Source organism: Micromonospora auratinigra, assembly GCF_900089595.1.
GTDB lineage: Bacteria > Actinomycetota > Actinomycetes > Mycobacteriales > Micromonosporaceae > Micromonospora > Micromonospora auratinigra.
Genome location: NZ_LT594323.1, coordinates 6,613,528 through 6,640,500 on the forward strand (window position 1 = coordinate 6,613,528; position 26,973 = coordinate 6,640,500).

Below are 26,973 nucleotides of genomic sequence, written 5' to 3' on the forward strand. Positions count from 1 at the left end.
CCGTGCCGTGCCGGCTCAGCCGGGGGGCAGCGCGGCGACCGCCTCCGCGTACGCGACGCCGGTGCTGACGGCCGCCGTCACCAGCACCACGAGCTGGGCCGGGGCCACCCCGTGCGCCAGGTCGGTGGTCACGCCGGCGGCCAGCACCAGCGCCCCGTCCCCCGGTTCGTGCACGTACGCGGCCGGCAGCAGCCGGTCGTGGTTCCACGCGTTGCAGAACGCGTACGCCTCGGCCCGACGGCTCACCGGCAGTCGCCGGGTGGCCACCGTCCGGGCGTGCAGGATCTCACCCCGCTGTCCCAACCGGCGGAACTGGAGCACCGCCGGGCCCCACCGGCCGACCACGGTGCCGTCCGGCTCCACCGCGTACGCGTCGCCACGGGCGTCCAGGGCGGCGGTGAGCAGCGCCAGGCTCAACGCGGCCGGTTCCTCGTCGCCGGGCGAGGCGGGCCCGGCCTCCTCCGGCGCGTCGTCCGGGTCGGCCGCGTCCTCGGCCGGCAGCGGCACCGGCTCGGCGAGCGGCCGCTCGGCCAGCCAGGAGGCGATCCGGCCGGACTGGTGCCCGGTGCCGTTGCGGGCGTCGAAGCTGCCGGCGAGCGTGGTGGCCAGGGTCTGCAACTGCCCGCCCAGGGTGGCCACGTCCACCTCGGACGCCGGGCGCGGTCCGTGCCCCGGGCGGTGGATCCGGCGGTCGCCCAGGCCGGCCTCGACCGCGAGCCCGCAGAGCAGCGACCCGGCGGCGGCGAACTCCATCGCGGACAGGTCGTCGGTCGGCCGGTCCAGCCGGGGCAGCTGCTCGGCGAGCACCGTCAGTCCGCGCTCCAGGTGCCCACCCAACGCGCAGAAGCGCAGGTGCGCGGCGAGCAGCGGAAAGGCGGGCCGCTCCCGCCGGTGTCGGCGGTAGGCCCGCACGTGTGCGGCGCCCGCCCGGGCCGGATCGCCGCTGCGCAGCCACGGCAGCAGGCCGGCCGTGAGCGCCCGTTCCGGCTGGTCGGTGCAGTCCACCTCACCGTCCAGCGCCGGGCGCAGCGCGGCCAGGGCCGCCCCCGGCTCGCCCCAGCCGGCCAGCAGGTCGGCCCGGCGGGCGGGCGCACAGCCCGGGCAGCCGGCGGCCGGGTGGGCCACGGCGGCCACCCAGCGCTCGTACGCCCGGCGGGCCGACGGCTCGTCGCCGAGATGGTCGGCGAGCCGGCAGCGCAGCTCGACCACCGGCTCGGCGTCCTCGCCCAGCCGCGCGGCGAGATCGTCCAGCAGGGACCGGGCCCGGTCCAGGCCGACCCGGGGGGTGCCGAAGAGGGCCTCCACCGCCTGCCGTTGGTGCCGGTGCAGCCGCTCGGCGTCGGCGGGTGGGGGGTCGGGCAGCGCGTCCACGGTGGCCCGGCAGCGGCGGACCGGCTCCACCAGCCGCCATCCCTCGCCCAGGTGCAGGTACGTCTCGATCAGCGCGTACCGGGCCGCCAGGCCGGTCCGTGGGTCGCCGGTCGCGTCGGCCCGGGCGGCGATCCGGTCCAGCTCCGCGCAGCGGGCCTCGCCGTCGGGCAGGTCCAGCGCCTCGGCGAGCGCGTCGGCCGGCCCGCGGTCCCGGGCGGTGGTCACCGGGCCGACCCGCCGGGCAGGGCGGCCACCGCGGCGGCCAGCTGGCAGCCGGTGGTGATGCCGCAGTCGAGGAGCTGGTCGAGCTGGTGCGGGGTGACCCCGCGTTCCAGGTCGGTGACCACCTCGCCGTAGACGTGGGCCAGCCCGTCGTCGGCGACGTGCACGAACGCCTTCGGCCAGAGCCGGTCGTGGTTCCAGGTGTTGCAGAAGGCGTGCAGCGCGGGCACCTCGGCGATGTCGAAGCGGTGCGCGGCGACGGTGCGGATCTGGAGCAGCTCGCCCTGGCCGCCCCGGCGGTGGAACCAGATCAGGCTCTCCGCCCAGCGGCCGACCAGGTCGCCGTCGGGGTCCCCGCTCACCGCGTACCCCCGTGCGGCCAGCACGGCGGCGATCAGCGTCCCGGTCAGTGGCCGCAGCGCCTGCGGGTGTCCGGCCAGGGGGCCGTCCGGACCGTCCTCGATCTCCGGCGACGCCATCGGGCATCCCTTCTGAGGCGAATAACACAAACGACGGTCCGGCCCGTGCTGCGACGCGCGGACACGACCCGGAAAAGCGGCGATCCGCCGGGTCCCGCCGTTACGGTGACTCTATGGCGGGCCGTACCTCTCAGGCGAGCCGGCGGCGCGGCGCGTCGCCGCGCGGTACCACGAACAGTCGCGCCCGCCAGCCGGCGAAGAAGGCCACCCGGGCGGCGCCCCGGCGGCGGCCCGCCGCCCGGCCGGGCCCCGCGGTCTACGTCGGCCGTGCCGTCGGTGCCCTGTGGATGGGGGTGGCGCACGGCCTGGGCTGGGCGGTCCGGGCCGCCGGCCGGCAGGCCGCCTCGGCCCGTGACCTCGACCCGGAGCACCGCCGCGACGGTGGCGGGCTGCTCCTGTTCGGCCTCGCCATCCTCAGCGCGGTGGCGATCTGGTTCGGCGGCGCCGGGCCGGTCGGCGCCCGCCTCGCCGACTCGGTGCGGCTCTTCCTCGGCGCGATCGCGATCGTGGTGCCGGTGCTGCTGATGATCGGGGCCTGGCGGCTGCTGCGCACCCCGGCCGATCCCGCGCACCGGGGCCGGGGCCTGGTCGGCTGGGGGTCGATGCTGCTCGCCACTGCGGCGATGCTGCACATCGGACAGGACCCGGTCGACGCGGTGCAGCGCGACTACGCGGGCGGCCTGATCGGCGCCGGCGTCGGCGACCTGCTGGAGCGGGCGATCACCGCCTGGGTGGCGGTGCCGCTGCTGGTCCTGCTGCTGCTCTTCGGCCTGCTGGTGGTCACCGCGACCCCGATCAACAAGATCCCCGAGCGGCTGGGCCTGCTCGCCGGCACCCTGATCGCACCGCCCGAGCCGGCGGAGGCCGAGGCCGAGGTGGCGGCGAAGCCGGCCCGCAAGCGGCCGGCGAAGCGGCTGCCGCCGCCGCTGGACCCGGACGACCCGGACGGCGACCTCGACGGCGTCGACCTCCAGGACACCCTGGTGCTGCCGCGCAAGCCGCCGGGCAAGGTGCCGGCGACCCGCAAGCCGGTCGAGCCGCCGGAGCACTCGCCGTTGCCCACCCGGGCCGAGCAGCTGGCGTTGACCGGGCTGGCCGGCGACTACACCCTGCCGCCGGCCAACATGCTGGGCACCGGCGCCGCGCCGAAGACGCGCAGCAAGGCCAACGACGAGGTGATCGCCGCGCTGACCGGCGTCTTCGACCAGTTCGACGTGGACGCGGCGGTCACCGGCTTCACCCGTGGCCCGACGGTCACCCGCTACGAGGTCGAGCTGGGCCCGGGCGTCAAGGTCGAGCGGATCACCCAGCTCTCCCGCAACATCGCGTACGCGGTGAAGTCGCCCGACGTACGGATCCTCAGCCCGATCCCGGGCAAGAGCGCGGTCGGCGTGGAGATCCCGAACACCGACCCGGAGAACGTCTCGCTCGGCGACGTGCTCCGCTCGCGGGCCGCCACCAGTGACCACCACCCGATGGTGGTGGCGCTCGGCAAGGACATCGAGGGCGGCTTCGTGGTGGCCAACCTCGCGAAGATGCCGCACATCCTGATCGCGGGTGCCACCGGAGCGGGCAAGAGTTCGTGCCTGAATTCGTTACTTGTGTCCGTTTTGACCAGGGCCACCCCGGACGAGGTGCGGCTGCTGCTGATCGACCCGAAGCGGGTCGAGATGACCGGCTACGAGGGCATCCCGCACCTGGTCACCCCGATCGTGACCAACGCCAAGAAGGCGGCGGACTCGCTCGAGTGGGTGGTCCGCGAGATGGACATGCGCTACGACGACCTCGCCGCCAACGGGGTCCGGCACATCGACGACTTCAACCGCAAGGTGCGCAACGGGGAGATCAAGGCCCCGCCGGGCGTCGACCGGGAGCTGCGGCCGTACCCGTACCTGCTGGTGATCGTGGACGAGTTGGCCGACCTGATGATGGTCGCGCCGCGCGACGTGGAGGACTCCATCGTCCGGATCACCCAGCTCGCCCGGGCCGCCGGCATCCACCTGGTGCTCGCCACCCAGCGTCCCTCGGTCGACGTGGTGACCGGCCTGATCAAGGCGAACGTGCCGTCCCGGCTGGCCTTCGCCACCTCCTCGCTGGCCGACTCGCGGGTCATCCTGGACCAGCCGGGTGCGGAGAAGCTGCTCGGCCGGGGTGACGGGCTCTTCCTGCCGATGGGTGCGTCGAAGCCGATCCGGATCCAGGGCGCCTGGGTGACCGAGCGCGAGATCCACGACGTGGTGAAGTTCTGCAAGGACCAGCGCGAGCCGGAGTTCCGCTCGGACGTGCTGACGGTCGCGCAGGACAGCAAGAAGAAGATCGACGAGGACATCGGCGACGACCTGGACCTGCTGGTGCAGGCGGTGGAGCTGGTGGTCACCTCGCAGTTCGGCTCGACCTCGATGCTCCAGCGCAAGCTGCGGGTCGGCTTCGCCAAGGCGGGCCGGCTGATGGACCTGATGGAGACCCGGGGCGTGGTCGGCCCGTCCGAGGGGTCCAAGGCCCGCGACGTGCTGGTCAAGCCGGACGAGCTGGAAGAGGTCCTGGTCGGCCTGCGCGGCGCGGAGGACTGACCCGGATCGACCCGGCGGCCCATCGGGACGGCGGCCGGCGGCCACCTCTGGCCGCCCCTGCACGCAGTCCCCGAGCAGCGCGGGTCGGGTTCCTGCCTGCCCCGGGACACCTCTGCCGCCGCCTTTGCTCTGCTTCAACGGGCGCAACAGCGGAGCGCTCCCAGTGTTGCGTGCGCTGAAGCAGAGCAAAGGCGGGCGGGGGAGGTCGGTCCGGGAGCGTAGGGCTGCCCGCCGGAGCCCGCGCAGACCGGGAGGGCCGCGCAGACCGGGAGGGCCGCGCAGACCGGGAGGGCCGCGCAGACCGGGAGGGCCGCGCAGACCGGGAGAGCCGCGCAGACCGGGAGAGCCGGGAGGCTGGGCGGGCCGGGAGGCCGGCGGGCCCGCGCCGGCAGCACGACGCGGGCCCGCCGGGAGACCGGCGGGCCCGCGTCGGGGTCGGGGGTGGATCAGGAGTTGAGGACGGCGTAGCCGATCAGCATGCCGATGACGGCGCCGGCCACGCTCGCGGCGGCCGCGTACCAGCCGAGCGGCTTGTCGCCCATCACCGCGCCGACGATGCCGAGCACCAGGCCGACCAGGCCGAACAGCGGCGGCAGGAAGAAGATCGCGATGGCGGCGAAGACGAACGCGATGATCGTGCAGATGCGGGCCGCGCTGCTGCGCGGGCGGGCGGTGGCGTGCATGTCGGCCATGGTGTCCTCCGTGAATGTCGATCCCTCGGTGCAGCCACCACTACCCGATGCGCACCGGTCGCCAAACCGGATGGCAGGTCCGATTCCCCGCGCTCAGTGAAAGATCTTGAGGCCGACCACGCCGGCCACCACCAGCAGCAGGCAGGCGATCCGGGGCAGGTTGGCCGGCTCGTGCAGCGCGAGCATGCCGACCAGCGCGGTACCCACCGCCCCGATGCCCACCCAGACCGCGTAGCCGGTGCCGACCGGGATCTCGCGCAGCGCGTACGCCAGGCCGGCCATGCTGCCGATCAGGGTGACCGCGAAGACGGCGGTCGGGACGGGGCGGCTGAAGCCGGCGCTGCGGTCGAGGGCGACCGCCCACGCGGTCTCCAGCAGTCCGGAGAGCACCAGCACGATCCAGGCCATGACGGTCACCTCTGCCGAGAGGCCCGGCCACCGGGGCCGGGACGGGACGGGTCACGGGAGCGTCTTGGCCTGACCGGGTACGCCCACCACTCGTCCGGGGCGGCCACGGCCGCCGGTCCCGACGCTAGCACCGCCGCAGCCGCGACCACCGGAGTGAGGAACACCACCCTTGCTGGAGTTCACGCGAACTTCAGGTTGCACGATGGTCGGCATGACCGTGCTCTACTCCGACGAGGACGTCGTCGCGACGCTGGACGCCCCGCTCACCGTCGACGCCATGCGGGACGCGTTGCTGGCCGCGTACCGGGGCCGGCTGATCGCCCCGCCCCAGGCGTCCGCGCCGCTCGGCGGCGGCCGGATGGTGCTCACCGCCGGCCACCTCACCGGCGAGTGGTACGGCTTCCGCTCCTACGACACCTTCGGGCACCCCGAGAGCGGGCAGCTCGTCGTGCTGCACGACGCGCGCACCGGCGCGGTCCGGGCCGTCGCGGTCGGCGAGGAGCTGGGCTCCCGGCGTACCGGGGGACTGGGTGGGGTGGCGATCGACGCGCTGAGCCGCCCCGACGCGGCCACCCTCGGGGTGATCGGCTCCGGCCGGCAGGCGTGGACCCAGGTCTGGGCCGCCGCGGCGGTCCGCCCGCTGCGCGAGGTCACCGTGCACAGCCGCTCGGCCGCCCGGCGGGAGGCGTTCGCCGCCCGGGTCCGGGCGGAGCTGGGCGTGCCCGCCCGCGCGGTCGGCTCGGCCGCCGAGGCGGTCCGGCGGCGTGACCTGGTGGTGCTCGCCACCACCAGCACCACCCCGGTGCTCGACGCCGCCGACCTGGCCCCGGGCACCCACGTCAACACCGTCGGCTTCAAGCAGACCGACCGGCACGAGTTCGGCCCCGACCTGCTGGACGCCGCCGACCTGCTGGTCACCGACTCGCCGGCCCAGGCGGCCGCGTACGCCCCACCGATGCTCGCCGCCGTCGAGCCGTATGCGGACCGGCTGCGTGATCTGGGCGCGGTGCTGGCCGGGGCGGTCCCCGGCCGGACCGGCGCGGACCAGGTCTCGGTCTTCTGCTCCACCGGCCTGGCCGGCACCGAGGTCTTCCTGCTCGACCGGCTGGCCCGGGTGGGGGCGACCCGGGCGGTGTGAGGCGGCCGATGCCGGTGGCCCGCCGTGCCGGTCCGGCCCGAACGGCCCGGTACCCTCGGATGGTGTCTGCTGTCTCCCCTTCCCAGGAATCCGGCCGCCGGGTCGCCCTGTTGACCCTGGGCTGCGCCCGCAACGAGGTCGACTCGGAGGAGCTGGCCGCCCGGCTGCACGCCGACGGCTGGCAGGTGACCACCGACGGCGAGGGCGCCGACGTGGTGGTCGTCAACACCTGCGGCTTCGTGGAGAAGGCCAAGCAGGACTCCATCCAGACCCTGCTGGCCGCCGCCGACACCGGGGCGAAGGTGGTCGCGGCCGGCTGCATGGCCGAGCGGTACGGCCGTGAGCTGGCCGACAGCCTCCCCGAGGCGCAGGCGGTGCTCAGCTTCGACGACTACCCGGACATCGCGGCCCGGCTGGACGCGGTGGTGGCCGGCGAGGCCCTCGACGCGCACACCCCGCGCGACCGGCGCGAGCTGCTGCCGCTCACCCCGGTCAAGCGGCGCGACGCCGCCGTCTCGCTGCCCGGGCACGGCACCCCGACCCGGGTCGCGCCGGAGACCGACGAGCACACCCCGGCGCACCTGCGGCAGGTGCTGCGGCACCGGCTCGACACCGGTCCGGTCGCCTCGCTCAAGCTGGCCAGCGGCTGCGACCGGCGGTGCGCCTTCTGCGCCATCCCGGCGTTCCGCGGGGCGTTCGTCTCGCGTACCCCGGACGAGCTGCTCGCCGAGGCGGAGTGGCTGGCCAAGACCGGCGTCCGCGAGCTGGTGCTGGTCAGTGAGAACTCGACGTCGTACGGCAAGGACCTGGGCGACCCGCGGGCGCTGGAGAAGCTGCTGCCGCAGCTGGCCGCCATCGACGGCATCGTCCGGGTGCGGGCCAGTTACCTCCAGCCGGCCGAGACCCGGCCCGGCCTGGTCGAGGTGATCGCCACCACGCCCGGTGTGGCGCCCTACTTCGACCTCTCCTTCCAGCACTCCAGCGAGCCGGTGCTGCGCCGGATGCGCCGGTTCGGCTCCACCGACCGGTTCCTGGAGCTGCTCGGCTCCGCCCGCGCGCTGGCCCCGGAGGCGGGCGCGCGCAGCAACTTCATCGTCGGCTTCCCGGGTGAGACGAAGCAGGACGTGGCCGAGCTGGTCCGGTTCCTGACCGAGGCGCGGCTCGACGCGATCGGTGTGTTCGACTACAGCGACGAGGACGGCACCGAGGCCGCCGGCCTCACCGGCAAGGTCTCCGCCGCCACGATCAAGCGGCGGTACGACCGGCTCGCCGCGCTCGCCGACGAGCTCTGCTCGCAGCGGGCCGAGGAGCGGCTGGGCGCGACGGTCGAGGTGCTGGTCGACTCGGTCGCCGACGGCGTGGTCGAGGGGCGGGCCGCCCACCAGGCGCCCGAGGTCGACGGTTCGACCACCCTGGTCGCGCCGGACACCGGCGGGGTGGACCTGGCCGCGCTGCGCCCCGGCGACCTGGTCCGGGCCACGGTCACCGCGACCGAGGGTGTGGACCTGATCGCCGTACCGGATGAGATGATCTCGGCGGCGCCCGGCGCGACACGGTGACGGCGGGCCCGGACGGAGCGGGGGAGCCACGTGGGGCGGTGCCGGGCATGACCGGGGCGGAGTCGACGGTGGCGGCCCCCGTGCCGCTGCTCAACGCGGCGAACGTGCTGACCGCGGTGCGGCTGGCGCTGGTGCCGGTCTTCGCGGTGACGGTGGTCGCGTCCGGGATGACCCACGCCGGCTGGCGGATGGCCGCCTGCCTGATCTTCGTGCTGGCCTCGGTCACCGACCTGGTCGACGGCTGGATCGCCCGACGCTGGGCGCTGGTCACCTCGCTCGGCAAGGTCGCCGACCCGATCGCCGACAAGGCGCTCACCGGCGCCGCCCTGGTGCTGCTCTCCTTCTACGACCGGCTGCCCTGGTGGGTGACCGTGGTGATCCTCGCCCGGGAGCTGGGCATCACCGCGCTGCGGTTCTGGGTGATCCGGCACGGGGTGATCGCGGCCAGCCGGGGCGGAAAGATCAAGACCGCGCTCCAGATCCTCGCCATCACCTGGTACCTTTGGCCGATGCCGGCCGGGGCGGACGCCGTCGGCCCCTGGATCATGGGGGCCGCCGTGCTGGTCACCGTGGGCACCGGCTTCGACTACGTGGCCCAGGCGCTGCGGCTGCGCCGCCCGGCCCGCTGACCCGCCCGGCCCGCTGACCCGCCCGGCCCGCTGACCCGCCCGGCCCGCTGACCCGCCCGGCCGCCGGCGCGCGGCCGCAACCGCCCCGATCCGCCCGCTCCGGCTGGGAGGATGAGTACGGCGGGCCGCCCGGGGAAGAGGTGTTCGGCATGGGTACGGAAGCGACGCACCAGCGGGTCGACGCGAGTCGGGCCGCGTTCGTGGTGCACAGCCTGCACGAACGGCACGAGACCCTGGCCACCGTCGAGTCGCTCACCGGCGGGCTGCTGGCCAGCGCGATCGTGGAGATCGCCGGGGTCAGCGGCATCTACCGGGGCGGGCTGATCGTCTACGCCACCGAGCTGAAGTCCCGGCTGGCCGACGTACCGGAGGACCTGCTCGCCGAGCGTGGGCCGGTCGATCCGGACGTGGCCGCGGCGCTCGCCGAGGGCGGGCGCCGGCGCTGCGGGGCCGACTGGGGGCTGGCCACCACCGGGGTGGCCGGGCCGGAGCCGCAGGACGGCAAGCCGGTCGGGCTGGTGTACGTCGCGGCCGCCGGCCCGGACGGCGCCCGGGTGCGCCGCCTCGACCTCGACGGCGGGCGGGACCAGATCCGGCACGGCGCGGTGGTCGAGGCGCTGCGTCTGCTCGGCGACCTGATCGAGGCCGCGCCCGGCGGGCCCGGTCCGGCCCGACGGGACGGCGTCGAGGACCCGGCCGCGGCCGGCCGCCGGTGAGCCGGGCCACGACACGCCCGGACGCGGGGTCGGCGGCGTCCGCCCGCACGATGGGAACTGCGCAATTTCAGGGGGTGGGGCGGGATGTCGGCGGAGCCGTCAACGGGTACGGTTGCGGGAAGGCTCCGACGCGCGGCGTCGGCGCCGGGAGCGGCAGACCGCGTCCGGCGCGACACGACGGGTCGGAGATGGTGGTCCCGTCAGGGGGAGGTGCGATGGTCCTGCTACGCCGGGTGATCGGTGACGCACTGCGGGCGCGCCGGCAGGGGCAGCACCGCACCCTCCGCGAGGTCTCCTCCGCCGCCAACGTGAGCCTCGGCTACCTGTCCGAGATCGAGCGTGGCCAGAAGGAGCCGTCCAGCGAGCTGCTCGCCGCGATCTGTGACGCGCTCGGTGCCCGCCTCTCCGAGCTGCTGCGCGAGGTCAGCGACACGGTCGCCCTGGCCGAGCAGATGCCGGGTGTGCTGGTGCCGGTGACCGACGAGCCGGTGGCCGCGGGCACCGTGCGCAAGGCCACCAACCGGGGCGTCCACCAGGTCTCCTCGGACGGCTCGGTGGCGGTCCAGGTCCGCCAGGACTCGCCGCTCAAGGCGACGCTGCGCAGCACCCGGGTCCGCCCCGCGGACCGGGACGTGGTCTGCGCCGCCTGACCTGCCGCGCGACGGCGTGGCCGGGGCTGGTGCCCGCCGCGTAGTGTTGATCAGGTCGCCGGGGTGCCGGGCTGGCGCCCGCCTGGGACGATGGAGGCACACCGCGCGACCCACCGGTCGACCCCGCCCGGCCCGGTCGAGGCGGCGCGACGCTACTGAGGGGACAACGCGGAGATGGCGAACCCGTTCGTCAAGGGCTGGAAGTACCTGATGGCAGCCTTCGGCGCCAAGATCGATGAGCATGCCGACCCGAAGGTGCAGATCCAGCAGGCCATCGAGGAGGCCCAGCGGCAGCACCAGGCGCTGGTCCAGCAGGCGGCGGCCGTGATCGGCAACCAGCGCCAGCTCGAGATGAAGCTGTCACGGCAGATGACCGAGGTCGAGCAGCTCCAGGCCAACGCCCGGCAGGCCCTGGTCCTGGCCGACCAGGCCCGGGCCCGGGGCGACGAGACCGAGGCCGGCCGCTACGAGCAGTCCGCCCAGCTGCTCGCCACCCAGCTGGTCTCCGGCGAGCAGGCCATGGAGGACCTGAAGACGCTGCACGACCAGGCGCTCGGCGCGGCCGCGCAGGCGCGCAAGGCGGTCGAGAACAACTCCATGATCCTCCAGCAGAAGCTGGCCGAGCGCAGCAAGCTGCTCAGCCAGCTCGAGCAGGCCAAGATGCAGGAGACGGTGGCCCGGTCGCTGGAGTCGATGTCCGCGCTGACCGCCCCGGGCACCACCCCGTCGCTCAACGAGGTGCGGGACCGGATCGAGCGCCGCTACGCCGACGCGATGGGCCGCGCCGAGCTGGCCGGCAACTCGGTCGAGGGCCGGATGCTGGAGATCCAGAAGGCCACCCTGGACTCGGCCGGATCGAGCAGACTGGAGCAGATCCGGTCGAGCATGGCCGGCGAGCAGCTCACCGGCGGGCAGCAGCGCCCGGCCGTCGGGGCGCCCGCCCCCGCCGCCGACCCGGCTGCCGCCGCCCGCCTCGACGAGCTGCGGGCCAGCATGAGCCGGGAGCGGGGCACCGGGGAGACCACCACCAGCTGACGCGGGGGAGTCGACGATGGCGGACGAACGGGCACGACACTTCCGCCGGCTGCGCCGGCTACGACGCTCCGCCCGACGGTGGAGCGTCCTGGCCGGCGGGCTCGGCGGGGCGGCGGCGGTGCTGACCCCGTACGCCGGGCTCGGGCTGCCCGACGCGGCCTGGGCCGGCGCCGCGGGCAGTGCCATCGCGCTGGCCGCCTGGCGCTGGGTGGACCTGCGGGCGCTGGCCGCCGTGCCCCCGCCGCCCGCCCTCGGGCCGGCCGAGGCCGCCGCCCGGTCCCGGGCCCGGCTGGTCGCCGCCGTGGAGCGGCTGCCCGTCGGCCCGGGCGTCCTCGCCGAGGTACGCCGGGTCCGCTCCCGCCTCGCGTTGCGCGGCACCACCGCGGCGCAGGCCTGGGCCCGCCTGGACCGGGCCGCGTTGACGCTGGCCGGGATGTCCGGCCGGCTCACCGGCCTGGCCGAGCCGGCGGTCCGGGAGGCGGCCGACGCCGACCGGTCCCTGCGTGACCTGGCCGCCCGGCTGGCCAGCGTGGAACGGGCCGGCCGGCTCGCCCCCGACGGGCCGCTCGACGAGGTGCACGCCGCCCTCGCCGCCCAGCTCGAGAACGGGGTGGCGGCGTACGAGCGGCTGGTCGTGGCGGCCGCCGGCTACCTCGCCGAGGACGCCCGCCCCAGCACCGAGCACCACGCGGCGGCCCGGCTCACCGAGGCCACCGACCTGTTGCACGGGGTGGCCGACGCGCTGGCCGAACTGCGCACCAGCCACCTGCCGCTGCGTACCCCCTGACCTCAGTCCGGCGTGCGGACCGGGACGGGCGTGCTCCACGGCGAGGCGCCCACCACGTTGTACGCCCGGATCCGGTAGTGGTAGGTCGTGCCCCGGGCCAGGCCGGTGTTGGTGAAGCCGCGCCCGGTGACGGTGAAGTTCTCCACCGCGCCGCTGAACGCCGGGTCGGTGGCCCGCTGCACCACGAACCCCGCGCCCGCCCCGGTCGGGGTGCCGGCCGACCAGTTCAGCGCCACCGTCGCGGTGTCCGGGGCGGGCGCGTCGGCGGAGGCGACCAGCCCGGTCGGCGGCACCGGCCGGGGCGGCGTGGTCACCGTCGCCACCGTCGACCACGGTGACGCCGCCCCCAGGTAGGTGGTGCGTACCCGGTAGTAGTAGGTGGTGTCCGGGGCGACCGCCGGGTCCACGTACGCGTCGCCGACGGCGATCGCGGTCGTCCCGGGGCCGCTGGTGAACGTCGGGTTGGTGGCCCGCTGCACGTCCACCCCGGTGGCGAACGAGCGGTTGGCCCAGCGCAGCGCGACCCGCAGCGGCGCGGCCGGCGGCACCGCCCCGGTCAGCTTCGCCGGGGAGTCGAGCCGCACCGCGGCCGGCACGCTGTTCGACCAGGCCGAGCAGCTCACCGCGTTCTCCGCCCGGATCCGGTAGTGGTACGTCACCCCCGGGGTCACCGTCGCGTCGGTGTAGCGGGTGGCGGTGGCGGCCACGGTGAGTTCGGTCAGCCCGGTGGTGAAGCCCGCGTCGGTGGCCCGTTGCAGCAGGTGGCTGGTGGCCGGCGGGCGGCCGCCGTTGCCGGTCCAGGCCAGCGCCACGGCGGGCAGCACGGTGGCCGACCCGGGCGCCGGCACGGCGGTCAGCCCGGTCGGCGCGACGGGGGCCACCCGCAGCACCAGGGGTCGGCTCATGCCCTGGTCCCGCAGTCCGGCCGCACCGGTCTGCCAGCGGTACTCCCAGCCGAGGTTGACCAGCTGGTTGACCACCGTCGCCGGTCGGCCGTCGACCGGGCTGACCGGGCTGCCGTCGAGCCGTGTGCCGGCCGGTCGGGCCGGGTCGAGCAGGCGTACGCTGTCGCCGATCTTGAACGGCAGCGGTGGCGGGACCGGACGCAGCGCCACGATCACGTCCTCCCGGGGGTTGACCCGGACGGTCTCCTTCCAGCCCAGCTCCCCGCCGTCGGGCGGGCGGATCGCGCCGTCCCAGCCGACCCGGTTGACCAGTTGCACGTCGCAGCCCACCACGTGCACCGGGTGGGTGCGCGCGGCGTCCCCGACGATCCGCCAGAGCTGGGTGCCGTCCGTCGGCCCACCGACCGGGGTCGCCGGATCGCTCGCGTGCAGCACCTCGGTGGCCGGGTCGGCCGGGCCGAGCGGCAGGGTCGCCGGGGAGACCGGCCCGGCGAGCGGGTGGCCGACCCCGAGCCGCCCCACGGCGCGGCCGTGCCGCCGCTCGAAGACCTCGCCGACGGACTTGACCAGCACCGGCAGCGTCACCGGCGCGACCGCGCCGGACGGGGTGAAGCCGAGCGAGGTGGCCCGCGCCGGGACCAGCGTCTCGCGTGGCGTGCGGGTGCCGAACGCCGCGTCGTACGCGGGCTGCGGCACGATCGGCGGCGGCTGGCTGCGCGCGTACGCGCCGGGCAGCCGGGCGGTCAGCCGGGCCAGGTCGTACGGCGGCTCCGGGTCGCCGGCCACCCGGAACTGGAGCAGGGTGCGGGTGTTCGGCCCGTACCCGGGGTGCGCGGGGGGCAGGCCGCCGACCGCGGTCCGGTCCGGGGCGTCGGTGTGGTGGTCGTGGCGCGGGTCGAACCGGGGCAGCGGGGCCGGGCAGTCGTTGTAGAGGATCAGGGTGCTGCCCGGGGGCACCAGGGAGAAGTCGACCAGCACGTCGGCGCGCTCGCCGGGGGCGAGCAGCAGGGTGTGCCCGTCGACGTTGAGCACCGTCGGGTCCTGCCGGTCGTAGCGGAAGCCGACCGGCCGGTTGGGCAGCACCACGGGGGCGGGCAGCAGGCCGCACTCGTTGCCGATCCGGATCAGGTCGGGGCCGGCGGCGGCCGGGTCGGGCACCCCGCCGTCGCGGCCGTCGGTGGGCCAGTACGTCGGCCGGCCGGGGGCGCGGACCGCCTCGACCATCGGCACCTCGCCCGCCGCCGGCTCCCCGGCCCCGCCCTCTGCGGTCCACATCGGGTCGTCCGAGCGGGCCCGGTAGAGCTGGAGGTTGAGGCTGCGGTCGGCGCAGGCGTTGAGGATCCGGAACCGGTACGTCCGGGGCTGCACCTCCAGGTACGGGTAGGCCACCCCGTTGACCAGCGGGGTGTCCCCGTACGCCTCGGGCACCGCCGACGGGTGCGGCATGCCGGGGGCCAGCGGCGGCTCGTCCGGCTCGGCGACCGGATCGTGGTGCGGGTTCGGCACCGGGGCCACCCAGGGGCTGCCGCCGCTGTCCGGGTCGTGTGTCCACGGGCCGTAGTCCCAGCGGCCGGTGGGGTTGACGCCGCTGTTCCGGTACGGGTTCTGCCGGGGCTGGTAGACGTGCGGGTGCCAGAGGCTGCCCTTGGCGCCCCAGCGGTCCCGGTCCCAGGTCGGGTCCTGGGCGGCGAGCTGCGCGTCGTCGGGTACGAAGGTCCTGTCCTGGACCACCAGCGGGAGCTGGTCGGCGGGGAGCACGCCCTCGGCGACCAGCTCCTCCTCGGCCGGGTCGGTGAGCAGGTAGAGCGCCGACTGTCCGGAGTAGACGGTGAGCCGGGACAGGCCGAGGGTGTTGTCGTGCAGCCACATCAGCCGCCCGCTCTGCTCGTTCGGGAAGTAGAGCGTGGTGGCCCCGGCGCCGGGCGGCGGCATGTCGGGCACCGGCACGACCCCCACCCCGACCGGGTACGGGGTGATCTCGCCGGCCGGGGTGACCCACTGCCACGGGTTGCCGGCGCTGGTCCAGCCGGTCTGCGCCCCGGCCAGGTGCGGCACCGCCCGGTTCTGCGGGTACGGGGCCGGGCCGTCGAGCGGGCCGGGGCCGGCCCCGTCGAGGGTCTCGTCGACGGGGAGGAAGAGTTCGCCGGCCCGGCCGGTGGGGAGCTGGTTGATGAACTTGATCCGGACCGGCCGGCCGCGCCGGGCGAGGATCAGCGGGCCCAGGTGCCAGGGCCGGTCCGGCGGTACGACCGTGTTGTGCCCGGCCGGGTCGGTGCCCAGGTTGAGCTGGCGGTAGCCGCGCAGCCGGGTGGCCGGCAGGTCGCGGTGCAGCCGCTGGGTGTACTCCTGCAGGCCGATCTCGTAGTAGTCGCACCCCGGCCAGGTGATGGTGTCGGGCACCGCCACCGGCAGCCGGGCGTCCAGCACCGGGGTGCCGTGCGCGCCGGGCAGCGGCAGCGCGTCGACGAACTTGCGGATGCCGGTGCCGGGCCGGGGCCGGCCGTCGCGCTCCGGCACCGGTAGCGGGGAGCCGGCGTGGTTGGGCACCGGGCCGAAGCAGCGGGGCGCGGCGGCCGGGTCCAGGCTGGCCGGCCCGGCCGGGACGTCCTCCTGGACGGTGCGGGCGGCCGGGACGGTCGGCGCGTGGTCCTCGGCCGTCCGGGCGGCGCGGTCCGCCCAACCCGGTCGCAGTCTGCGGAACAGGGCCATCGCTCTCCCCGGGATCTCCGGCGCGCCGGGCCGCCACGGCGGCGGGGCGGGCGGGCGCGCTGCTGACGATCGGTGAGCACTCCACCGCAGCATGCGACGCCGATGGCGGGGGAGGGAAGTACCCAATCGTCCCTATCTCGGGGGGATCTTGCCGGTTCGTGGAACTTCCACGCCTGGTCAGCGGCGGTCCGGCTGGCAGGCCGGGCACCAGTAGGTGACCCGTTCGCCCAACTCCTCCTTGCGGATGGCGGTGCCGCACCGCCGGCACGGTTGGGCCCGCCGCCCGTACACGTAGCTGGTCTGCCCCCGGTGCAGCGAGCCGGTGGTGCTCTGCGTCCAGCGTCCCCGGTTGGCGGCCAGCAGCCGCTGCGCCAGGGCGACCGTGCCGGGCAGGTCCGGCACCGCCCGTACCGGCGTCCACGGCGAGACCCCGCGCAGGAAGAGCAGCTCGCACTTGTAGAGGTTGCCCACCCCGGCCAGGTTGCGCTGGTCGAGCAGCGCCTCGCCGATGGTCTCGTCCGGGTGCGCGGCCAGCCGGCGGACCGCCTCGTCCGGGTCCCAGTCGTCGCCGAGCAGGTCCGGTCCGAGGTGACCCACCAGCGTGTCCTCCCCGGCGGTCGGGACCAGGGCCAGCTCGTGCAGGTGGTAGCCGACCGCGACCGCGCCGGGCGAGCGGAGCACCACCCGGATCAGGTGCGCCGGCCGCGCCGCCCACCGCTCACCCGGGGCGTACGCCCGCCAGGCGCCGTCCATCCGCAGGTGCGAGTGCAGCGTCCAGTCCCGCCCGGCCGGGTCGCCGCCGGTGTCCGCCGGCCGGGTTCCGCCTCCGGTGGTTGGGCCGCCTCCGGTGGTTGGGCCGCCTCCGGTGGTTGGGCCGCCTCCGGCGGGTGGGCTGCCTCCGGCGGGTGATCCGGCGCCCGGCGGGGCGGTGAGGCGCAGCAGCAGGTGCTTGCCCCGGCTGGCCGACTCGCGCACGGTCCAGCCGGTCAGGTCGGTCCCGGCGAGCTGCGGCACCCGGAAGTCGGAGCCGGTGAGCCGCGCGCCGGCCAGCGCGCGTTGCAGGACGCGAGCGGTGTTCCAGACGGTGTCGCCTTCGGGCACCTCCCCATCCTCTCTCACCCCGGGCGAGGTGGATTCACGTGTATCGCTATTTGTAGGGAGGTTCCGCTTGATCTCCCACCAACTGCACTATCAGGGAGTTCTAGGGAGAATGCCAATGATCCGTGCCCGAAGTCGTACCCTCGTCGCCCTGACCGCCCTGCTCACCGTGTCCGCCGCCCTCACCGCGACCCCCGCCCACGCCGCGACCACCGCCGAATCCTGGGCTGTCGGCCTCACCGTCGCCGGCGGCGACGACGTCAACGTCCGCTGGTCCGCCGGCCTGCTCAGACTGGCCGACGCCCGCCCCGGGGCGCGGACCCGGCCCGCCGCGACCGCCGCCCCGGTCGCCGAGGGCGCGCTGGTCGCCGCGCCCCGCACGCTGTCCCGACCGGCGACCCGGGTACGCGTCGCGCTCACCGCCCGCACCGTCGACGGCGGGACCGTCCGCGCCCAGGTACGCGGCTGGCGGGCCGGCGCCTGGACCGAGTGGCGCGACGCGGCGACGGTCGTGTTCGGCCGCCCGGTCACCCGGGTGCAGGCGCGGGTGCTGCTGGCCGCCGCCCGCCCCGGCTCGGTGACCACGGTCAGCGGGCTGCGGCTCACCGCCGAGCGGGTCGCGGCGGACGTCGCCCAGCCGACCGCCGTCGGGACCCCGCCGACCTACCGGGTCTTCGCCACCCGGGAGGGCAACGTCGGCAGCCTCACCGCCAACGGGCACACCATCGTGGCCCGTGACCACTTCGTCGCGCTGCCCTCGCGGCGCGCGCTCTCCCCGCTGAACACCGGCGACTACACCGCCAAGGTCTGCACCGCCAGCGGCAGCCGCTGCGAGTACGCCCCGGTCTGGGACGTCGGCCCGTGGAACACCCGCGACGACTACTGGAACCCCAGCTCGGTGCGGGAGAACTGGAAGGACCTGCCGCAGGGCCGCCCGGAGGCGCAGGCCGCCTACCAGTACGGCTACCACGGCGGACGGGACCAGTTCGGCCGGACCGTGCTCAACCCGGCCGGCATCGACCTGGCCGACGGGACCTTCTGGGACGGGCTGCTGCTCACCGACAACGCCTGGGTGGACGTGACGTACCTGTGGACCGGCGGCGGCCTCGCCGGCCGGGTCGGTTCCGGCCCGCTCAACATCCGCACCGGACCCTCCACCGGGTACGCAGTCCGGGGACTGGCCGCCACCTACGCCAACGTGCCCATCCAGTGCTACGTGCTCGGGCAGACCGTCAGCGGCCCGTACGGCACCACCAGCCGCTGGGACCGGCTGGTCGCCGGGCAGTACGTCAGCCACGCGTACATCTCCGCCGTCTACGGTGGCACCGTCCCGCTCTGCTGACCGTCCCGCCCCAACCGCCGTCGCCGGCCGGTCGCCTCGGCGTTCCCCGGCCGCCCGCGGGGTTCGGCCGGCCGGTCGGCGCGGCCTTCCTCGCCCTTCGGGCAGGGCCCGCCGGCTCGGCCTAACGCCCCCTTGGGGCGGGGCCCGCCGGCTCGGCATCTCGCAGCCTTCGGGCCGGGGCCCGCCGGTCGCTCCGGCTCGCTGCCGGTCGGTCAGCCGGCGTCGAGCCCGGTGACCGTGACCAGGTCGCCGGGGGCGACGCCGAGCAGGTCGGCGGCCCGGCCGCCGTTGACCGCCACCGCGACCAGCCCGGCGGAGTCGACGAGGAGCACCAGCCGGCCGGTGGGGGCGTCGCCGAAGGTCCGTCCCCGCACCGCCGGCCGTCCCGCCACCAGTGGCCGGTCGGGCACCTCGTCGAGCAGCGCCGGCGCGGCCGCGAGCTGCACGTTGCCGAAGTGGTCCACGGTGAGCACCTCGGCGGTGAACCCGCCGGCCTCCCGGCGCAGCACCGGCGGCGGGAGCCGGACCAGCGCCGCCGGGTCCACCGCCGGACCGGCGTCGGCGGCCGGCTCGCCCCCGGCCAGCCGGGCGGCGACCGGGGCGAAGACGTCCCGGCCGTGGAACGTGCGGGACACCTGCGGCGCCAGCCAGGACGGCTCGGTCAGTTCCACCGCCGCCCCGATCCCGCCGAGCGCCGCCGCGGCCGCCAGCAGCAGCCCGTTGTCCGGCCCGACCAGCAGTCCGCCCGGGGTGACCAGGGCGATCCCGCGCCGGGCCGTCCCCACCCCCGGGTCGACCACGCCGACGTGCACCGCGTACGGCAGGTGCGGCACCGTCTGCGCCAGCACCGCCGCGCCCCGTCGGACGTCGCCGGGCGGCACCAGGTGGGTCACGTCGATCACCCGTGCCGTGGGCCGGAGCCGGGCGATCGTGCCGTGCACGGCGGCCACGAAACCGTCGCTCACGCCGTAGTCGGTGGTCAGTGAGATCCAGTCGGTCCGGGCCATGCCGCGAGGGTATGCCGTGTCGCCCTAGGTGCCACTCGGCAGATCCACCCACCCCGATCGGGCGAGGACGTCGGCGGCGATCTCAGCGGGGGTGCGATCGTTCGTGATCGTGAAGTCCGCAACGGCGTCCTCGCGCGGAGCGGACCGGGACCGGGCCAGCGCCCGCAGGTGCCGGTCGAGCTTCGGTCCGGTGTCCCGCCGGCACAGCCGGGCGCGAACGGTGTCGACATCAGCGATCAGCCTGACCACGCTGAGGTCACAGCCCGCCAGACTCTCCGCATACCGTTGCCGCTGAGCCATGCTGTCGATGGCGGCCGCGACGACGACGAACCGCGCCCCGGCGGCCTTGAAGTTCGCCCATACCGAGGCAAGGTTGGCGCACTTCAGGTCGTCATACCCCCGTCGGCCGGCAGGGCCCGGGAACGGGGGAGGCCCGAACTGAGCCAGTAGGTCGGTGTCGACGACGGCGGTGACGTGGCCGGCTGCGGTCAGCACCTGACCGGCCGCGTCCGCCACCGTCGACTTCCCCACCCCGGCGTCGCCGGTGAGCAGCAGGGCTCGACACTCGGAGCGCTGAACGGCTCCCGCGCCCGGTACGGGACCGGCTGACGCCGCCGCGGCCGGCTCCAACGGGAACCAGTAACTGACCGTGGGACCCTGGGCGGCCAGCCCGCCGCCCAACGACTCGTACAGCGCCCGCGCGGGGCCGTTGGCCTCGCCCGTCGTCAAGAACATCCTGCTGGCACCGGCCTGCGCGCCGGCCGACATGAATGCGCGGAGCAGGGCCCCACCGATGCCCCGACGGCGGTGCTCCTGCGCCACTTCCAGGCGATGCAGGTAGAGCATCGAAGCGTTGTCCGGTCGGATCAAGTGGTAGCCCCAGCACCATCCGAGAACCTCGTCACGCTCGGCGGCCACGAAGGCCAACGCGGACGGACTTCCCAGGAACGCGCGGCCACCGCCCGACACTGCCCCGAACCTGTCCAAGGCGCGATCGAAGAGCCGAACGTCGCCTGCTGCCACACGACTGATCACATGCCATTCTGACCCTCGACCGGTGGCACCTGCCGTCTGGTCTCGGCGGGGTGTGGTGACGCTGGTCGGTAGCGGCCGACGATGAGCACCTGGGAGCCTCATCCTGCGTCACGGCAGTGTCCCGACGGCTGGTGGGTGGACCGAACGCCACGGACCGCCATCCGTGATCGCCCGACCGGCCGGTGCCGGTACGCCCCGGGATTCGGCACACTGCCGGAGTGACGAAACGCCTTCGCATGCTGTCCGCCGCCGCCGCCGTCGTGATCGCACTCGGGTTGGCCGGTTGCGGCAAGGACTCCGCCGACCAGGACGGCGCCACCTGGGCCGACGGCCGCCCCAAGGCCCCGGCCAGCCGCGCCGCCGCCGCAGCGCAGGCCGCCCCGGAAGCCCCCGCCGGACAGCAGGGGAAGACCGAGCAGCGCCCGCCCGCGAACAAGGCCAACCCGCCGTGGGTACGGCCGAGCCGGCCCACCGGTACGCCGTCCGCCCGCAAGGTCGTGGACGCGTTCAAGGCCGCCGGCCTGAAGGTGACCAACGTGCGGGACCGCTCCGCCGACTGTGGACCGGACGGCCTGGGCGTCGGCTGCGCCGAGCTGATCACCACCACCGCCGTCAGCGTGTACGTCTTCGCCGACCCGGCCGGCGCGGGTGACCAGGCCGACCAGTGGAGCACGGAGGCGTACCGCAACGGCGCGGTCGTGCTCAACTTCGTCGGCACCGGCACCTCCGTCGCCGAGCGCAAGCGCTACGACGAGGTGCTCGACAAGCTCTCCTGAGCCGGTCGGGTGTCCTGTGGCGCGTGCGTGTCCTGTGGCGCGTGCGTGTCCTGGTTCGTGGGGACGACCCGGGTCGGGGATGCGTCCTGGACCGGGGGCGCGTGCCGGGTCGGGGACTCGTCCTGCGTCGGTGACAGCCGGCGCTCCAGTCGCAGTTCGTCGTGGAGCGGGATGTCGTCCTCCCCGACCCAGGGGATGGACGGCTTCACCGCACGGGCCCGGTCCACGGCACCGGCGTCCACCCCCACCAGGCGCAGCCCACGACGCTGGTAGAACCGGAGCGCCGAGAGGTTGTCGTTGGTGGTGACCAGCCACAGCCGGGCCGCCCCGGCGGCGCGCGCCACCGCCTCGGCGGCGGCCAGCAGGGCGGTGCCGGCACCCGACCCGGGACGGGTGGCCGCCAGGCTCACCACCTCCAAGCCGTCCCCGTCGAGCCGGTGCACCAGTGCCCCGGCCAGCTCGCCCGCATCGTCCACCGCCACCAGCGTGGGCAGTTCGCGCAGGTCGTACCGGGTGTCGTGGACCACCACGTACGGGCCGCCCCACTCGCGGTGGTGCAGCGTCGCCACGTCCGCCCGGTCGTCGGGCCGGGCGGCCCGTACCTCGATCGACGTCATCGCCCTGCCTTCTCCACCGATGCGGTCGTCGTGCGCCCCGCGCGGTCCGGGCGCGCGGTTGTCGGGCACCCTCCGCCGTCCTGCGGGACCACCGTAATCCCGGCGGCCCGGTCCGCGCTCGGGCGACCCGCCGCGCCGGAGCACGCCGCGGCCGCGCCAGGGCGCGCGGGGTCGTCCCGGTGCGACGGGGCGGGGCAGCGCCCGGCTGGCTACGGGGCGGGGGTGGACGGACGCGGGCGTCAGCTGCGCAGGCGCAGGCCGCGAGGGGTGGGGCGGAAGCCGGCGGCGGTGAGCGCGTCGCGCAGCGGTGAGGAGTGCACGGCCTCGCCGTCGGCGCGTTCCACCGAGATCGCGCCGAGCGCCCCGGAGTGCACGGCGTCGGCGAGCGCCTTGCCGGCCGCCGTGAGGGCGTCCGGCTCGTCGGTGAAGGAGAGGATGGTCCGGCCGCCCCGCTCGACGTAGAGCGCCAGGTCGCCGCCGACCAGGACGACCAGGGCGCCGGCCTTGCGCCCGGCCCGGTGCCCGGTGGCCGGGGCGCTGCCGTCGCCGGAGTCGACGACCCGGTCCGGCCAGGGCAGCGCCGCGCCGTACGGGTTGGCCGGATCGGTGGCGGCGAGCACCACGGCCGGGCCGCCCCGGTCCCGCCCACCGTCGGCGGGGTCGGCCAGGGCACGCAACCGGTCCACCGCGCCGGGCACGGCGAACTGGGCCGCGCCCAGCCCTTCGACGAAGTAGCCGCGGCGGGCCGCCCCGCGTTCCTCCAGTGCGGACAGCACCGGGTAGACACCGGCGAAGCCGCCGGTCACCTGCTCGGCCACGACCGCGCCCCGGGTCACCACGCCGTGCCGCTCCAGCAGCAGGTCGGCGAGGGCGGCGGCGCGGCGGGTCGGATCGAGGTCGCGCTCGGGCAGCCGGGACCAGCGCCCGGCCACCGTGGGCGGGCCGCTACGGGCGGGCAGCGCCACCCGGCCGGGTCGGCGGTAGCGGGTGCGCGGCGCGCTCGGCCGGGACCGGTGCGCCCCGCCACCGCCGAGCGCCGCCCGCAGCGGGGCGAGGGTGTCGTTGGTGAGGTGCCCGGCCCAGACCAGGTCCCAGAGCGCGGCGGCCAGCGCGGTGTCGTCGGTGGAGCCGACCCGGTCCGACAGCGAGCGGAAGAAGAGCGCCTGCCCGTCGCCGAGCGCGTCCAGCAGGGCCTCGTGCAGCGGGGTCGGGGTGAGCGCGTCGTCGGGCGGGGGCAGCAGCAGGGGCGCGACGTCGGCGTACGCGAGGGTCACCCAGCCGTCCCCGCCGGAGATCGCTCCCGCGCCGGCCCAGACCACCTCGCCGCTGGCGCAGAGCTCGTCGAGCTGGGCGGGGGAGTAGTCGGCGACCCGGGCGGGCAGCACCAGGCGTTCCAGCGCGGACGCGGGCACGGCCACGCCCTGCACCTGCTCGACGGCGGCGGCCAGGGCCTCCACGCCCCGGGCCGACGAACCGACCTGCTGCCAGCGGGGCAGGAACCGGGCGAGCGCCCGGGGCGGCACCGGTTCGATCTCCCGGCGCAGCGCGGCCAGCGACCGGCGGCGCAGCAGGCGCAGCACCTCGGCGTCGCACCACTGGGTGCCGACGCTGTCCGGGGCGAACTCACCGGAGACCACCCGGCCGCTGCCGGCCAGCCGGCGCAGCGCCTGCTCGACCACGTAGACGCCGAGCCCGAACCGGGCGGCGCAGCTGGCCGCCGCGAACGGGCCGTGGGTGCGGGCGTACCGGGTGACCAGGTCGCCGAGCGGGTCGGCGACCGGCGCCAGGTATGCCTCGGCCACCCCCACCGGCAGCGCCACGCCGAGCGCGTCGCGCAGTCGGGCCGCGTCCTCGATGACGGTCCAGCGTTCCTCACCGGCGATCCGGACCGGCAGCACCCGCCGGGCCGCCACCAGCTCGGTCAGCCAGTCGGCCGGTACGCCCCGCTCGGCCAGCTCGGCCTCGCTCAGGTCACCGACGACCCGCAGCAGCTCCACCACGTCCTCGGCGTCGCGCGGGCGGCGCTGCTCGGTCAGCCAGCGCAGCTGCCGCTCGGTCTCGGCGAGCACCGCCGGGTCGAGCAGCTCCCGCAGGTCCACCCGGCCGAGCAACTCGCCGAGGAGTCCCGAGTCGAGCGCCAGCGCGGCGGCCCGGCGTTCGGCCAGCGGGGCGTCGCCCTCGTAGAGGAACGCGCCGACGTAGCCGAAGAGCAGCGAGCGGGCGAACGGCGACGGGCGTTCGGACTCCACCTCGACCAGGCGCACCTTGCGGGCGGCCAGGTCGCGCATCAGCTGGGCCAGGGCCGGCTGGTCGAAGACGTCCTGGAGGCACTCCCGGGCGGCTTCCAGGGTGACCGGGAAGTCGGCGTACTCGCGGGCCACGTCGAGCAGTTGCGCGGCCCGCTGCCGCTGCTGCCAGAGCGGCTGCCGGCGACGCGGGTCGCGGCGGGGCAGCAGCAGGGACCGGGCCGCGCACTCGCGGAACCGGGACGCGAAGAGCGCCGAGGTGCCCACCGACTCCTCGACGAGCTGGGCGATCTCGTCGGGCTCGAAGGCCACCACGTCGGCGCCGGGCGGCTCCTCGGCGGTGTCCGGCAGCCGCACCACGATGCCGTCGTCGGAGGGCATCACCTGGGCGTCCACCCCGTACCGTTCGGCGAGCCGGCGGCCGATCGCGAGCGCCCACGGGCCGTTGACCCGGGCCCCGAGCACCGAGTGCACGGCGAGCCGCCAGTCGCCCAGCTCGTCGCGGAACCGCTCGACCACCACCGTCCGGTCGTCCGGCAGGGAACGGGTGGCGGTCTTCTGCTCGCGCAGGTAGGCCAGCAGGTTGCCGGCCGCCCAGTCGTCCAGGCCACCGGCGCGCAGGGCGGCGAGGGCGTCGGTGTCGCTCTGCCGCAGCAACGCGCGGACCCGGGCCCCGATGGCCCGGCCCAGCTCCACCGGCCGGCCGAGCTGGTCGCCCTTCCAGAACGGCATCCGGGCGGCCTGGCCGGGAGCGGGGGAGACCAGCACCCGGTCGGGGGTGATCTCCTCGATCCGCCAGGAGGACGAGCCGAGCAGGAACACGTCGCCGACCCGCGACTCGTAGACCATCTCCTCGTCCAGCTCGCCGACCCGGGCGGCGCGTTCCGCACCGGCCAAAAAGACGCCGAACATGCCCCGGTCCGGGATGGTGCCGCCGCTGGTCACCGCGAGGCGCTGGGCCCCGGGCCGGCCGGTGAGCACGTCGGTGGCCCGGTCCCAGACCAGCCGGGGCCGCAGCTCGGCGAAGGCGGTCGACGGGTAGCGCCCGGAGAGCATGTCGAGCACCGCGTGCAACGCCGAGTCGGGCAGCTCGGCGAAGGGCGCCGCCCGGCGGACCAGCACCGCCAGGTCGCCGAGCCGCCACGGCTCCAGCGCGACCATCGCGACGATCTGCTGGGCCAGCACGTCGAGCGGGTTGCGCGGGTAGTGCAGCTCCTCGATGGCGCCCTCGGCCATCCGCTCCGCGACCACCGTGCAGGAGAGCAGGTCTCCGCGGTGCTTCGGGAAGACCACGCCGCGCGACACCGCGCCCACCTGGTGCCCGGCCCGGCCGACCCGTTGCAGGCCGGCCGCCACGCTGGGCGGGGCCTCGATCTGCACGACCAGGTCGACCGCGCCCATGTCGATGCCCAGCTCCAGGCTGGAGGTGGCGACCACGGCGGGCAGCTGCCCGGACTTGAGCGCCTCCTCGATGTGCTTGCGCTCCTCCCGGGAGACGCTGCCGTGGTGGGCCCGGGCGATCACCGGGGGCGCGCCCGCCGCCGCTCCGGCCTGCGCCATCACCTCGGCCGGCTGACGGGGCGCCCGCAACGGCCCCACCGGCCCGCCGAACCCGCCGCCACCCGGCCCGCCCCGCCGACGACCCGTCCCACCGGAGCCCGTCCCGGCGTCCCCCGCCGTCGGCCCGTCGCCGGAGCCCGGGCCGGGTCCGCCGGTCGTGGTACCGTCGCGCCGGTCCGGGCCGGGCCCGCCGGTCGTGGTCCCGTCGTGGGAGGCCGGGCCGGGTCCGTCCGCCGGGCCGCCGTCGCCGGGCGGCGGGCCGTCCGGCCCCGACAACAGCTCGGCTACGCGCACCGGCTGGCCGCCTCCAGCGGTGCGGCTGCCGTCCGGCGCGAGTGACGCCTCGATCTCCTCGGCGGCCAGCTCGTTGAGGCGGGCGCAGAGTCGCTCGGCGCTGCGCCGGGAGTTGGTGAAGACGATGGTGGACCGGTGGGCGCGGATCAGCGAGAAGACCCGTTCCTCGACCGCCGGCCAGATGGACGCCCGGCGCGGGCCGGGGCCGCCGAGGTCGTCCTCCGGCTCCTGCTCGTCGAGGCGGGTCATGTCCTCCACCGGCACCTGCACGCTGACCTCGATGGTCTTGCTGCTGGCCGGCTGCACCACGTCGACCGGGCGGGCCCCGCCGAGGAAGCGGGCGCAGACGTCGATCGGTCGCACGGTGGCGGAGAGGCCGATCCGCTGGGCCGGGGTCTCCAGCAGCGCGTCGAGCCGTTCCAGGGAGAGCGCCAGGTGGGCGCCGCGCTTGGTGCCGGCGACCGCGTGCACCTCGTCGACGATGACCGTGCGCACGCCGCGCAGCGAGTCGCGGGCGGCGGAGGTGAGCAGCAGGAAGAGCGACTCCGGGGTGGTGATCAGGATGTCCGGCGGGGTACGGGCGAAGGCCCGCCGCTCGTCGGCCGGGGTGTCGCCGGTGCGCATGCCGACGGTGATGTCGGGCGGGGTGAGGCCGAGCCGGGTGGCGGCCTGCCGGATGCCGGTGAGCGGGGCGCGCAGGTTGCGCTCGACGTCGACGGCGAGCGCCTTGAGCGGGCTGACGTAGAGCACCCGGCAGCGGTGCCGCGCCTCGGCCGGTGGTGGCTCCTTGGCCAGCTTGTCGAGCGACCAGAGGAAGGCGGCCAGGGTCTTGCCGGAGCCGGTCGGGGCGACCACGAGGGCGTTGCGTCCGGCGGCGACGGAGCGCCAGGCGCCGGCCTGGGCAGCGGTGGGGGCGGCGAACGCGGCGGCGAACCACTCCCGGGTCGCCGCGCCGAATTCCGACAGGGCCGCGCCCCGGTCCACCTCGTCCGCCACGCCTCCATCCTGCCCCGCCACTCCGACATTCACTCCGCGCGCCGGCGGGGTTCTGTCCGGCTCGACGCTCTACGCGGCGTTTCGGGTGTTACCTGCGTTAAGTCTTACTTAACTGCTTGCTTGTGCTGTGCA

The 26,973-nt window shown here is 75.8% G+C and carries 19 protein-coding genes, 2 pseudogenes and 1 riboswitch; of the genes and pseudogenes, 10 read left to right on the forward strand and 11 right to left on the reverse strand.

Annotation, left to right across the window (positions count from 1 at the left end; all coding sequences use genetic code 11):
• Nucleotides 1–15: 15 nt before the first annotated feature.
• Nucleotides 16–1,596 carry a type III secretion system chaperone family protein gene (locus tag GA0070611_RS30245; protein ID WP_091671964.1) on the reverse strand — a complete coding sequence of 527 codons (1,581 nt, stop codon included), beginning with the start codon at nt 1,594–1,596 and terminating at the stop codon, nt 16–18.
• The gene (locus tag GA0070611_RS30250) at nt 1,593–2,072 is read right to left on the reverse strand and encodes a type III secretion system chaperone family protein (RefSeq protein ID WP_091671966.1); all 480 of its coding nucleotides are present in this window, start codon (nt 2,070–2,072) and stop codon (nt 1,593–1,595) included. The genes GA0070611_RS30245 and GA0070611_RS30250 overlap by 4 nt, the downstream gene beginning before the upstream one ends.
• A gap of 113 nt (nt 2,073–2,185) precedes the next feature.
• Here GA0070611_RS30250 and GA0070611_RS30255 point away from each other — a divergent pair, with 113 nt between their 5' ends.
• Nucleotides 2,186–4,642, forward strand: a complete 2,457-nt coding sequence (locus tag GA0070611_RS30255) for an FtsK/SpoIIIE family DNA translocase (RefSeq protein ID WP_091671968.1) — start codon at nt 2,186–2,188, stop codon at nt 4,640–4,642.
• Between the two features lie 446 nt (nt 4,643–5,088).
• On the opposite strand, the gene GA0070611_RS30260 is transcribed toward GA0070611_RS30255, so the two are convergent.
• Together GA0070611_RS30260 and GA0070611_RS30265 are read right to left on the reverse strand one after the other, a co-directional pair.
• Entirely contained in the window at nt 5,089–5,334 is a 246-nt protein-coding gene (locus GA0070611_RS30260) for a hypothetical protein (RefSeq protein WP_091671970.1), read from the reverse strand.
• 93 nt (nt 5,335–5,427) lie between these two features.
• The gene (locus GA0070611_RS30265) at nt 5,428–5,742 is read right to left on the reverse strand and encodes a DMT family transporter (protein WP_091671972.1); all 315 of its coding nucleotides are present in this window, start codon (nt 5,740–5,742) and stop codon (nt 5,428–5,430) included.
• A 53-nt stretch (nt 5,743–5,795) separates the two neighbouring features.
• Nucleotides 5,796–5,860: riboswitch (guanidine-III (ykkC-III) riboswitch) on the reverse strand.
• 93 nt (nt 5,861–5,953) lie between these two features.
• On the opposite strand from GA0070611_RS30265, the gene GA0070611_RS30270 reads away from it, so the two are divergent.
• From GA0070611_RS30270 to pspM, 7 genes are all read left to right on the forward strand, one after another.
• The gene (locus GA0070611_RS30270; RefSeq protein WP_167604482.1) at nt 5,954–6,880 is read left to right on the forward strand and encodes an ornithine cyclodeaminase family protein; all 927 of its coding nucleotides are present in this window, start codon (nt 5,954–5,956) and stop codon (nt 6,878–6,880) included.
• Between the two features lie 59 nt (nt 6,881–6,939).
• Nucleotides 6,940–8,439, forward strand: coding sequence for a 30S ribosomal protein S12 methylthiotransferase RimO (gene rimO, locus GA0070611_RS30275; protein WP_091671977.1), 1,500 nt, complete (start codon nt 6,940–6,942; stop codon nt 8,437–8,439).
• 47 nt (nt 8,440–8,486) lie between these two features.
• Nucleotides 8,487–9,068, forward strand: coding sequence for a CDP-diacylglycerol--glycerol-3-phosphate 3-phosphatidyltransferase (gene pgsA / locus GA0070611_RS30280; protein WP_091671980.1), 582 nt, complete (start codon nt 8,487–8,489; stop codon nt 9,066–9,068).
• A 149-nt stretch (nt 9,069–9,217) separates the two neighbouring features.
• Nucleotides 9,218–9,784, forward strand: coding sequence for a CinA family protein (locus GA0070611_RS30285; RefSeq protein ID WP_091673690.1), 567 nt, complete (start codon nt 9,218–9,220; stop codon nt 9,782–9,784).
• A 215-nt stretch (nt 9,785–9,999) separates the two neighbouring features.
• Nucleotides 10,000–10,434 (forward strand): helix-turn-helix domain-containing protein, encoded by a 435-nt coding sequence (locus GA0070611_RS30290; RefSeq protein ID WP_091671983.1) that lies wholly within the window; start codon nt 10,000–10,002, stop codon nt 10,432–10,434.
• A 174-nt stretch (nt 10,435–10,608) separates the two neighbouring features.
• Complete coding sequence (locus tag GA0070611_RS30295; protein WP_091671985.1) at nt 10,609–11,469, forward strand: PspA/IM30 family protein; 861 nt, start codon at nt 10,609–10,611, stop codon at nt 11,467–11,469.
• 16 nt (nt 11,470–11,485) lie between these two features.
• Complete coding sequence (gene pspM / locus GA0070611_RS30300) at nt 11,486–12,256, forward strand: phage shock envelope stress response protein PspM (protein WP_091671987.1); 771 nt, start codon at nt 11,486–11,488, stop codon at nt 12,254–12,256.
• Between the two features lie 2 nt (nt 12,257–12,258).
• Here the strand turns inward: pspM and GA0070611_RS30305 are convergent, their stop codons facing one another.
• Nucleotides 12,259–15,870, reverse strand: coding sequence for a fibronectin type III domain-containing protein (locus GA0070611_RS30305; RefSeq protein WP_091671989.1), 3,612 nt, complete (start codon nt 15,868–15,870; stop codon nt 12,259–12,261).
• 177 nt (nt 15,871–16,047) lie between these two features.
• Complete coding sequence (locus GA0070611_RS31235; protein ID WP_157740420.1) at nt 16,048–16,971, reverse strand: zinc finger domain-containing protein; 924 nt, start codon at nt 16,969–16,971, stop codon at nt 16,048–16,050.
• A gap of 115 nt (nt 16,972–17,086) precedes the next feature.
• Here GA0070611_RS31235 and GA0070611_RS30320 point away from each other — a divergent pair, with 115 nt between their 5' ends.
• Nucleotides 17,087–18,310: a hypothetical protein gene (locus GA0070611_RS30320; RefSeq protein ID WP_091671991.1), complete on the forward strand. Its 1,224-nt coding sequence runs from the start codon at nt 17,087–17,089 to the stop codon at nt 18,308–18,310.
• A 212-nt stretch (nt 18,311–18,522) separates the two neighbouring features.
• On the opposite strand, the gene GA0070611_RS30325 is transcribed toward GA0070611_RS30320, so the two are convergent.
• Both GA0070611_RS30325 and GA0070611_RS30330 read right to left on the reverse strand, forming a co-directional pair.
• On the reverse strand, nt 18,523–19,317 hold the full coding sequence (locus GA0070611_RS30325) for an SAM hydrolase/SAM-dependent halogenase family protein (RefSeq protein WP_091671993.1): 795 nt from the start codon (nt 19,315–19,317) through the stop codon (nt 18,523–18,525).
• A gap of 24 nt (nt 19,318–19,341) precedes the next feature.
• Complete coding sequence (locus GA0070611_RS30330) at nt 19,342–20,340, reverse strand: GNAT family N-acetyltransferase (protein ID WP_197675825.1); 999 nt, start codon at nt 20,338–20,340, stop codon at nt 19,342–19,344.
• Nucleotides 20,341–20,570: 230 nt separating this feature from the next.
• Here GA0070611_RS30330 and GA0070611_RS30335 point away from each other — a divergent pair, with 230 nt between their 5' ends.
• Nucleotides 20,571–21,128 carry a hypothetical protein gene (locus tag GA0070611_RS30335; RefSeq protein ID WP_157740421.1) on the forward strand — a complete coding sequence of 186 codons (558 nt, stop codon included), beginning with the start codon at nt 20,571–20,573 and terminating at the stop codon, nt 21,126–21,128.
• Here the strand turns inward: GA0070611_RS30335 and GA0070611_RS30340 are convergent.
• From GA0070611_RS30340 to GA0070611_RS32455, 3 genes and pseudogenes are all read right to left on the reverse strand, one after another.
• Entirely contained in the window at nt 21,098–21,745 is a 648-nt protein-coding gene (locus GA0070611_RS30340) for a GNAT family N-acetyltransferase (RefSeq protein WP_091671999.1), read from the reverse strand. The genes GA0070611_RS30335 and GA0070611_RS30340 overlap by 31 nt on opposite strands.
• Nucleotides 21,746–21,984: 239 nt before the next feature.
• Nucleotides 21,985–25,596: pseudogene (locus tag GA0070611_RS30345) on the reverse strand (Lhr family helicase); the annotation flags it as partial.
• A 300-nt stretch (nt 25,597–25,896) separates the two neighbouring features.
• Nucleotides 25,897–26,862, reverse strand: a pseudogene (locus GA0070611_RS32455) (DEAD/DEAH box helicase); the annotation flags it as partial.
• Nucleotides 26,863–26,973: the final 111 nt, after the last annotated feature.